Origin of the sequence: Micromonospora sp. NPDC048894, from assembly GCF_040649765.1 — a bacterium.
In the GTDB taxonomy this organism is placed as follows: domain Bacteria; phylum Actinomycetota; class Actinomycetes; order Mycobacteriales; family Micromonosporaceae; genus Micromonospora; species Micromonospora antibiotica.
Map to the genome: position 1 here is coordinate 1 of NZ_JBEZFY010000030.1, position 11,088 is coordinate 11,088.

General features: G+C 75.0%; 2 protein-coding genes. Both read right to left on the reverse strand.

From position 1 onward, the window contains the following. The coding region (locus AB0C22_RS31105) for a beta-ketoacyl synthase N-terminal-like domain-containing protein (RefSeq protein WP_357538558.1) at positions 1-956 on the reverse strand (956 nt) is incomplete at its 3' end. 33 nt (positions 957-989) lie between these two features. Then, positions 990-10,976: an SDR family NAD(P)-dependent oxidoreductase gene (locus AB0C22_RS31110; RefSeq protein ID WP_357538560.1), complete on the reverse strand. Its 9,987-nt coding sequence runs from the start codon at positions 10,974-10,976 to the stop codon at positions 990-992. Between the last annotated feature and the right edge of the window lie 112 nt (positions 10,977-11,088).

Below are 11,088 nucleotides of genomic sequence, written 5' to 3' on the forward strand. Positions count from 1 at the left end.
CGCTCCTGCGACGGACCACTCGGCGCCGTCAAACCATTCGACGCACCATCCGAATTCACCGCACTACCCCGCACCACCGCCAACACCCGGTGACCGTGGCGGCGGGCGTCCGACAGGCGCTCGACCAGGAGCATGCCGGCGCCCTCGCCCCAGCCGACACCGTCGGCGTCGGCCGAGAACGCCTTGCACCGGCCGTCCGGGGCGATCCCCCGCTGCCGGCTGAACTCGACGAACGTGCCCGGGGTGGACATGACCATCACCCCACCGGCGAGGGCGAGGTCGCTCTCCCCGGTGAGCAGCGAGCGGACCGCCAGATGCAGGGCGACCAGCGACGACGAGCAGGCGGTGTCGATGGTGACCGCCGGGCCGGTGAGCCCGAGCTGGTAGGCGACGCGTCCGGAGGCGACGCTCGCGGTGTTACCGGTGAGCAGGTGACCCTGCACCTCGGGCGGGGCCTCGTGCAGGCGGGGGCCGTAGTCCTGGTCGGTGGCCCCGACGAACACGCCGGTCGGGGTGCCACGCAGCGTCGACGGGTCGATGCCGGCCCGTTCCACCGCCTCCCAGGACAGTTCGAGCAGCAGCCGCTGCTGCGGGTCCATGCCGAGCGCCTCACGGGGTGAGATGCCGAAGAACTCGGCGTCGAAGTCCCCCGCGTCGTGCAGGAAACCACCGGTGCGGGTGTACGTGGTGCCGGGGTGGTCCGGGTCGGGGTGGTAGAGCCGGTCGACGTCCCAGCCCCGGTCGGTGGGCAGCGGGGACGTCACGTCCACCCCGTCGGCGACCACCCGCCACAGGTCCTCCGGGCTGCGTACGCCGCCGGGGAACCGGCAGGCCATGCCCACGATGGCGATCGGCTCGGTGGCGCGTTCCTCCCATTCGCGCAGCCGGCCGCGCGCCTCGCGGGCGTCGGCGATGGCCCGTCGGAGGTACTCGCGCAGTTTGTCCTCGTCCGCCACGTCAGTCCACTCCCAGTCAGGCAGGGTCGGGTGTCAGTTCTGTTCGTCGACGAGCGCGAACAGTTCGTCGTCGGTCGCGGTGTCCAGATCCACGTCGGGAACGGCCGCCGGGGTCGGACCACACATCGCCAGCAGGTCCCGCAGCCGGTCGGCGACGGCACCGGTGGGTCGGTCGGTGAGTTGACGCATCGCCTGTTCCAGCCGGTCCAGTTCGGCCAGGACGCCGGTGGGACTGCCGTCCGGTCGGGGCGGGGCGTCCAGGGTCAACTGGCCGCGCAGGTGGGTGACCAGTTCGGTCAGGGTGGGATGGTCGAAGACCACCCCGGCGGCCAGGCGCAGCCCGGTGGCGGTGCCGAGCCGGTTGCGCAGTTCGAGGGCGGTGAGCGAGTCGAAGCCGAGGTCGCGGAAGGCCCGGTCGGGGTCGACGACGCCGTCGCCGCCGTGGCCGAGCACCGCGGTCACCTGGGCGCGGACCAGGTCGGTCAGGGCGGTCGTCCGGTCCGCCTCGGTGAGCGGGGCGAGCCGGTCGGCGAGGGTGCCGGCCGTCGCCTGGCCGGTGGCGGTCTGCCGGCGGGAGGTCCGGGTGACCAGGCCGCGGAGCAGGGCGGGCAGCGCGTCACCCTGGGCGCGCAGCGCGGGCAGGCCGAGTTTGGTAGGCGCGACCACGGGCAGGCCGGCGGCCAGACTGTCGTCGAGCAGGCTCATCCCCTCCCCTGCCTCCAGGGGGCGCAGCCCTTCGCGGGCCATCCGGGCCAGGTCCGTCTCCGACAGGTGCCCGGTCATGCCGCTGGCCTGCGCCCACAGTCCCCAGGCCAGGGAGACGGCGGGCAGCCCGGCGGCGCGGCGCAGCGCGGCGAGGCCGTCGAGGAAACCGTTGGCGGCGGCGTAGTTGGCTTGTCCCGGGGTGCCCAGCAGCCCGGCGAACGAGGAGAACAGCACGAACGCGGACAGGTCCCGGTGTGCGGTCAGCTCGTGCAGGTGCCAGGCGGCGTCCACCTTGGCCGCCAGGACGGTGTCGAACTGGGCGGTGGTCAGGGCGGTGAACAGCCCGTCGTCGAGGACCCCGGCGGTGTGGAACACGGCGGTCAGCGGGTGCGCGGCGGGGATGTCGGCGAGCAGCGCGGCGAGGGCGTCGCGGTCGGCGACGTCGCAGGCGACCACCCGGGCCCGCGCGCCGAGGTCGGCCAGGTCGGCGACCAGGTCGGCCGCGCCGGGGGCGTCCGGTCCGCGCCGGCTGACCAGCAGCAGTTCGCGTACGCCGTGGGTGGCGGCCAGGTGCCGGGCGGTGAGCCCGCCGAGGGTGCCGGTGGCCCCGGTCACCAGGACGGTGCCCGCCGGGTCCAGCGGCCTCGGCACGGTGAGTACGACCTTGCCGATGGTGCGGGCCTGTTGCAGGGCCCGGAACGCCTCCCGGGCGCGGCGCACGTCCCAGGTGGTGACGGGCAGTGGGGCGAGCACCCCGGCGGCGAAGAGGTCCAGCACCTCGGCGAGGATCGTCCGCAGCCGCTCCGGTTCGGCCCCTTCGGCGTCGGGTGCGGTGACCGCCAGGGCCGTGAGGTCGTACGGCCGGTAGTCGACGGTGGGGTACGCGGCGTGCACCTCGGCGCGGTCCCGGATGTCGGTCTTGCCCATCTCCAGGAAGCGTCCCCCGTCGGCGAGCAGGCCGAGTGAGGCGTCGACGAAGTCGTCGGCAAGCGAGTTGAGCACCACGTCCATCCCTCGTCCGCCGGTGGTGGCGCGGAACGCCGTCGCGAAGTCGAGGGTGCGCGAGTTGGCGATGTGGTCGTCGTCGAGGCCGAGCGCGCGCAGCGTGTCCCACTTGCCGGGGCTGGCGGTGCCGAACACCTCGGCCCCGAGGTGGCGGGCGAGCTGCACGGCGGCGATGCCGACCCCACCGGCGGCGGCGTGGACGAGCACCCGGTCACCGGGGCGGACGCGGCCGAGGTCCACCAGGCCGTAGTAGGCGGTCAGGAACACCACCGGCACGGTGGCCGCGCGGGCGTACGGCCAGTCGTCGGGCATCCGGGCCAGCAGCCGCCGGTCGGCGACGGCGACCGGGGCGAACGCGCCGTCGAAGTAGCCGAACACGCGGTCGCCGGGGGTGAGGTCGGTGACGGCGGACCCGACGGCGAGGACCTCGCCCGCGCCCTCGGCGCCCATCAGCGCGTGCTGCTGCGGGACCAGCCCGAGGGCGATGAGCACGTCGCGGAAGTTCAGGCCACCGGCCCGCACGGCGAGCCGGACCTCGGTGGGGCCGAGTGGCTGCCACACCTGCGGGCAGGGTTCGAAGGCCAGGCTGTCCAGGGTGCCGGGGCGGGTGACGACCATCCGGTGCGCCTCGTCGGTGGGCAGTGGCACCAGGTCGGGCCAGGCGGCGGCGAGCCGGGGCACGGACGCCGTCGCGGCCCGGACCGCCACCTGCGGTTCCCCGCTGGCCAGTACCGGGCCGAGCAGGTCGTCGAGCACCGCGGTGGCGTCGACGTCGAGCAGGACGACCTGGTCGGGGTTCTCGGTCTGGGCGGTGCGCAGCAGACCCCAGACGGCGGCGGCCGGCAGGTCGGTGCCGGTGGGGCCGGCGCCGGTGGTGACCACGACCAGGCGCGCGTCGTCCGGGTGGTCGGCGGCGAGCCAGGTCCGGACGTCGTCGCGGACCCGGCTCAGGGTGGCCCGGATGTCGGCGGGGACGTCCCCGGTGGTGGCCGGGCGGACCACGAGCACCTCGGTGCCGGCCGGGACGGGTGCGGCGGCGGGCAGGTCGAGGGGTGTCCACTCCACCCGGTACAGGGGGTCGCGGGACGGTGCGGGGGCGGCGGCCGGCCGCAGCACGACCGTGTCGAGGACGGCGACGACGGTGCCGCCGGGGTCGGCGGCGACGACCCGCGCGGTGCCGTCCGCCGGGTTGCCCGTCGACAGGTGTACGCGCAGCGCGGTCGCCCCGGTGGCGGTCACCCGCACGCCCGACAGGCTGAACGGCAGACCCGCCGGCCGGTCGCCGACCACCCCCGGCAGCATCGGGTGCAGCGCCGCGTCGAGCAGTGCCGGGTGGACGAGGAACCGGTCGTCGTCGGCGGTGGGGAGCGCCACCTCGGCGTAGACGTCACCGTCGGGTCCGGTCCACGCGGCGCGCAGGCCACGGAACGACGGCCCGTAGTCGTAGCCGTGCGCGGCGAGCCGGTCGTACACGCCGTCCAGGTCGACCGGTTGCGTGCCGGCCGGCGGCCACACCAGCGGGAACGGTGGGGTGTCCGGGGTGGCGGGCGCGACGCTGCCGGTGGCGTGCAGGGTCCACGGGTCGTCCTCGGCGGCCCGGCCGTGCACGGTGACCTGCCGGACGCCGTCGGCCTCCGGCGTGCCGACCCGGACCTGCACCCGCACCGGCGTCCGGTCGGGCACCGCGAGCGGGGCCACCAGGGTCAGTTCGCGCACCTCACCGCAGCCGACCTCGTCACCGGCGCGTAGCGCCAGCTCCACCAGGGCGGTGCCGGGCACCAGGACCGTGCCGGAGAAGACGTGGTCGGCCAGCCAGGGCTGGGTGCGGTGGGACACGCTGCCGGTGAGCAGGACCGTGCCGTCGGGCAGGGCGGTCACCGCGCCGAGCAGCGGGTGCGCGGCCGGGTCGAGGCCGGCTCCGGAGACCTCGCCGCGGGGTTGCCGGGTCAGCCAGTACCTGTCGCGTCGGAACGGGTAGGTGGGCAGGTCCACGCTCCGGGCCCCGGGGAACAGCGCGGTGAGGTCCACCGGCACCCCCCAGGTGTAGGCGGTCGCGGCGGCGGTGAGGAACTGGTCGAGGCCGCCCCGGTCGCGGCGCAGCGAGCCGGCGACGCGGGCGTCCGGTGCCGTCTCGGTGAGCCCGACGGCGAGCACGGGGTGCGGGCTGATCTCGACGAAGACGCCGTGCCCGTGGCCGGTCAGTTCGGTGACGGCGTCGTGGAACAGCACGGTGTGCCGCAGGTTGCGGTACCAGTAGTCGGCGTCCATCGGTTCGGTCAGCGGACGGCCGGTGACGGTGGAGTACAGCGGCACCCGGGGCGGCTGCGGTGTCACGTCGGCGAGGAGCGCGGTGAGCGACCCGGCGAGGGGTTCGATGTGCGCGGAGTGGGAGGCGTAGTCCACGTTGACCATGCGGGAGCGGACGTCCTCGGCGGCGAAGCGGGCGTGCAGGTCGGCGAGCGCGTCGGCGTCGCCGGAGACCACGGTGGAGCGTGGCCCGTTGAGCGCGGCGATGGACAGCCGTCCACCATGGCCGGCGAGCCGGTCGGCGACGTCCTCGGCCGGCAGGGCGACGGAGAGCATCCCCCCGCCGCCGGCGATGTCGCGCAGGGCCCGGCTGCGCAGCGCCACCACCCTTGCCCCGTCGTCGAGGGTGAGCGCCCCGGCGACGACGGCGGCGGCGATCTCGCCCTGCGAGTGTCCGACGACGGCGTCGGGTTCCACCCCCAGCGAGCGCCACAGCGCGGCCAACGACACCATCACCGCCCACAGCGCGGGCTGCACCACGTCGACCCGGTCGAGGGCCAGGTCCGGGTCGGTGACGTCGACGTCGAGGTACGGGGCCAGGGCGGTGGCGCAGGCCCGCATCGACGCGGCGAAGACCGGTGACTGTGCCATCAGCGGCGCGGCCATCCCCGTCCACTGGCCGCCCTGGCCGGGGAAGACGAACACGACGCCACCGTGGTCGCCGGCGGTGCCGACCACCAGGGCGGATTCGGCGTCACCGCCCGGTCCGGGCTGCGGGTCGTGGCCGGCGAGGGCGCGCAGGGCGATGGCGTGGTCGGCCAGCACGACCGCACGTTCGGGCAGGTCGGCGCGGGTGGCCGCGAGTGACCAGCCCAGGTCGGCGCTCGGGGCGTTGCCGTCGAGGAGGTCGGCGAGCTGGTCGGCGCGGGCCCGCAGCCCGGCGGCGGTGACGGCGGAGAGCACCAGCGGCACGATGGCCGGTGCGGTGCCGGGGTCGGGCGCGGTGGGCGTCGGCTCCGGTGGGGCGGCCTCGATGACGACGTGCGCGTTGGTGCCGCTGATCCCGAACGAGGAGACGGCGGCGCGGCGTACCCGGCCGGTGTCGGGCCAGTCCCGGGGTTCGGTGAGCAGCCGCACCGCGCCCGCGGACCAGTCCACGAACGGCGACGGCGCGCAGACGTGCAGGGTCGCCGGCAGTGTGCCGTGACGCATCGCCTCGATCATCTTGATGATGCCGCCGACGCCGGCGGCGGCCTGGGTGTGCCCGACGTTGGATTTCAGGGACCCGAGGTAGAGCGGTTCGACCCGGTCGTGGCCGTAGGTGGCCAGGACGGCCTCCGCCTCGATCGGATCGCCGAGGCGGGTGCCGGTGCCGTGCGCCTCCACCGCGTCGACGTCGCCGGGGGTCAGTCCGGCGTCGGCGAGCGCCGCTCGGATCACCGCCCGCTGGGAGCCGCCGTTGGGGGCGGTCAGCCCGTTGGACGCGCCGTCGGAGTTGACGGCGGTCCCGCGCAGCACGGCCAGCACCGGGTGCCCGTACCGGCGGGCGTCGGAGAGCCGTTCCAGCAGCAGCACGCCCACGCCCTCGCCCCAGCCGGTGCCGTCGGCGTCCGCCGAGAAGGACTTGCACCGCCCGTCCGGCGACAGGCCCCGCTGCCTGCTGAACTCGACGAACGTGCCGGGCGTCGACATGACGGTGACCCCACCGGCGAGGGCCAGCGAGCACTCACCGGCGCGCAGCGCCCGGACGGCCAGGTGGGTGGCGACCAGCGACGACGAGCACGCCGTGTCGACGGTGACGGCGGGACCGGTGAGCCCGAGCACGTACGCCAGCCGGCCGCTGAGCACGCTGCCGGTGTTGCCGGTGAGCAGGATGCCCTCCAGATCGCCGGGCATCGCGTCGACCGGCGGCGCGTAGTCGTGGTACATCTGCCCGGCGAACACACCGGTGGTGCTGCCGCGCAGCGAGTACGGGTCGATGCGGGCGCGTTCCACCGCCTCCCACGCCGTCTCCAGCAGCAGCCGCTGCTGGGGGTCCATCGCCAGCGCCTCGCGGGGCGAGATGCCGAAGAACGCCGGGTCGAACTCGTCCGCCCGGTGCAGGAAGCCACCCTCCCGGACGTAGCTGTGCCCGGGGCGGCCCGGGTCGGGGTCGTAGAGGTCCTCCGGCCAGTCGCGGTTGACCGGGAACTCGGAGATCGCGTCCCGCCCCTCGGCCACCAGCCGCCACAGGTCCTGCGGGGAGTCGACCCCGCCGGGGTAGCGGCAGGCCATGCCGATGACGGCGATCGGGTCGTGGGCGTCGGTGACGGTGCCGGTGCCGGTCGCCGGGCCGTCCGGGTCGGTCTCGCCGGTCAGCTCCCGCAGATGGTCGGCGAGCGCCGTGACCGTGGGATGGTCGAACACCACCGTCGCCGACAACGCCAGCCCGGTGACCGAGACGAGCCGGTTGCGCAGCTCGACGGAGGTGAGCGAGTCGACACCGAGGTCGGTGAGCGCGGCCCGCGCCCCGACCTTCGTCCGGTCGGTGTGACCGAGGACGGCCGCCACCTCGGCACGGACCACCTCCACCAGGTCCCGGTGCGACGGGCCGTCGGTGACCGGCCGGGGGTGGGCGGCCCGGGGGCGGACCAGGCCGCGCCACACGGCGGGCAGGGCGGCCGGGTCGTTCGTCGTGGCCAGTGCGGCGGTGTCCAGCAGCATCGGGACCAGTAGCGGGCCGGGCAACCCGAGGGCCCGGTCGAACAGGGCCAGGCCGTCGTCGTGCCGCAGCGGGGCCACCCCGTTACGGGCCATCCGGGCCAGGTCGGCCGTGCCGAGCGTTTCGGCCATGCCACCCTCGGCGGCCCACAGCCCCCAGGCCAGCGAGGTGGCGGGCAGGCCGGCGGCGTGCCGGTGGGCGGCGAGCGCGTCGAGGAAGGCGTTGCCGGCGGCGTAACTGGCCTGGCCGGCCGCGCCGATCTGCTGGGAGATCGACGAGTACAGCACGAACGCGACCAGGTCGAGGTCGGCAGTGAGCCGGTGCAGGTGCCACGCCGCGTCCACCTTGGGCCGCAGCACGGTGTGCAACGCCTGCGGGGTGAGGGTGGCGACGAGACCGTCGTCGAGCACACCGGCCGCGTGCACCACGGCGGTGAGCGGCAGGTCGGCGGGAATCAGGGAGAACGCGGCGGCCAACTGCTCCGGGTCGGCCGCGTCGCCGGCGGCCACGGTCACCACCGCGCCGTACGCCCGCAGTTCGTCGGCGAGTTCGTCGGCGCCGGGGGCGTCCGCGCCCCGGCGGCTGAGCAGCAGCAGTCCCCGTACGCCCAGGTCGCGTACCAGGTGGCGGGCGAGTCCGGTGCCGAGCGCGCCACTGGCGCCGGTGATCAGGACGGTGCCGTCGCCGAGGTCGACCGGGGCGCTCGGGGTGTGGTCGTCGCGGCGCAGCCGGGGGACGGTCAGCGCGCCACCGGCGAGGCGTACCTCCGGTTCGTCGAGGGCGGCCACCCGCGCCAGGTCCGCCGCGTCGACCTCGGTGTCGTGGTGCAGGAGGACGAACCGGCCCGGGTGTTCGGTGCGGGCGCAGCGGACGAGCCCGGCGGCGACGGCCAGGGCCGGTGCGTCGTCGGCGACGGTGAAGACCACGGTGGGTCCGTCGTCGGTGGCGAGCGCGGCGTGGATCTCGTCGAGGACGTCCTCGGCGACGGCGTGTGCGGCGGCGGCCTGGTCCGTGCCCCGGGCGGCCAGCGCCACGGCGGTGACCGGGCGGGACGTGCCGGTGGGGGCGGCTGCCGGCACCCAGCCCCGGGTCAGCACCTCACCGCGCCGTACCGCGCCCACCGGCCGCCAGACCAGGGAGGCGACCTCGGCGACCAGCGTGCCGTCGTCGGCCACGGCCGTCATCGACAGCGTCTGCGGCCCCGTCCAGGTGTACGCCACCCGGAGCCGGCGGACGCCGGTGGCGTGCACCTGGACACCGGACCAGGCGAACGGCAACGCGGCCGGGCGGGCGTCGTCGGCCACGCCGGGCAGCGCCGGGTGCAGCGCGCCGTCGAGCAGGGCGGGATGCAGCAGGTACGGCTCCACCGGCTCGCCCGCGTCGAGGGCCACCTCGGCGAACAGACCGTCGGGGGTGCGCCATAGGCGGCGGAGTCCCTGGAACGCCGGGCCGTAGTGGTAGCCGTGTGCGGCGACGGACTCGTAGACCCCGGTCAGGTCCAGTTCCTGCGCGTCGGCCGGCAGCCGGGGGACGGCCGACGCCGGCCGGTCGGGTGTCAGGGTGCCGACGGCGTGCCGGGTCCAGTCGGTCGAGTCGGCCGCGCGGGCGTACACGGTGACGGTGCGGTGGCCGTCGTCCGTCGGCGGCCCGACGCTCACCTGGAGGGTGACGGCGGTGGGGCCGACCGGGAGGGGGGTGAGCAGCGTGAGGTCCTGGACGCGGGGGCAGCCGCATTCGACGCCGGCACGCAGCGCGGCCTCGAGGAACGCGGTGCCCGGCAGCAGCGTCCGCCCGTCGACGACGTGGTCGGCGAGCCAGCGGTGGCTGCGGGTGGAGACGCGGCCGGTCAGCAGCACTCCCGCGTCGTCGGCGAGGTCGACCGAGGTGGACAGCAGACCGTGCCGGGTGCCGGTGGTCCCGACCGCCGGCTGGTTGTCGAGCCAGTACCGCTGCCGTTGGAACGGGTACGTGGGCAGGTCGACGGTCTTGCCGCCGCCGTAGTACCCCCGCCAGTCGACCTCGTGCCCCCGCACCCACACCTGCGCCAACCCGCTCACCGCCGACCTGGCCTCGTCCACGCCCGGCCGCAGCATCGGGACACCGTCGGCCAACAGAGACGACAAACCACCATCCGCGCTCAACTCCCACCACGAGCGAGGACCAGCCGCCTCGATCGCGTCATGAAACCGCACCGGCTCACGCACCTGCCGCACCCAGTAGTCCGGCTCCCCCAGACCACCGACCTGACCCGTCACCGTCGACACCACCGGGATCTGTGCAGGGTGGAACGACAGACCCTCGACCACCGTGCGGAACTCGTCGAGCATCGGCTCCATCAACGGCGAATGGAACGCGTGGCTGACTGACAGCCGCCGCTGCCGCACACCCAACACAGCCGCCACCGCATCCGCCGCTCGCAACGTCTGCTGCTCCGGGCCGGCGATCACCACCGCCGACGGACCATTCACCGCCGCGATGACCACGTCGTCGGACAGAAACGGTTGCACCGCATCAGCGGAGGCCCGCAAGGACACCATCACCCCACCCGCCGGCAACGCCGCCATCAAACGAGCCCGCGCCGACACCAACGTCACCGCATCCGGCAACGACAACACCCCCGACACATGCGCCGCCGCGATCTCCCCGATCGAATGACCCACCAGAACCGCCGGACGCACACCCCACGACTCGACCAGCCGGAACAGCGCCACCTCCACCGCGAACAACGCCCGCTGCGCCACACCCGTGTCGTCCAAACCCACCCCGGAGGTCACCGCCTCCCGCACCTCCCCACCCAACAGGTCGCACACCTCATCGAAAACCGACGCGAACACCGGAAACGCCCGATACAGACCCGAGCCCATCCCCACCCGCTGACCACCCTGACCCCCGAACACCACACCCAACCCACCCGACGCCAACGCCCGGACCCCCGGAGCCAGCGACGCCCCGTCCGCGATCACCACACCGTCGAGCAGCACCGCCCGCTCGTCGAACACCGACCGCGTCGACGCCAACGACCACCCCACATCCACCGCCGACGAACCACCGACCACCCCCGCCCCGTCACCCGAACCCACAGCCAACCCGCCGAGCCGCCCGACCAACTCCCACACCCCGGCGACCGACCGCGCCGACACCGGCCACGGCGTCACCCTCGACGGCGCGGCCACCACCTCGGCGGACGACCCCACGCCGCCGACCGGCGTACCCACCCCCGGGGTGTGTCCCGACGACACGGGCGAACCGCCGCCGGCCGGCATCTCCGGCTCGTCCGGCGCTTCCTCCACGATCACGTGCGCGTTCGTCCCACTGATCCCGAACGACGACACCCCCGCCCGCCGACGACCCCCCTCAGCCACCACCCACTCCCGCGACCCCCGCACCACCTCCACCGCACCCGACGACCAATCCACCAACCCCGACGGCTCACCCACATGCAACGACCCCGGCACCATCGCGTGCCGCATCGCC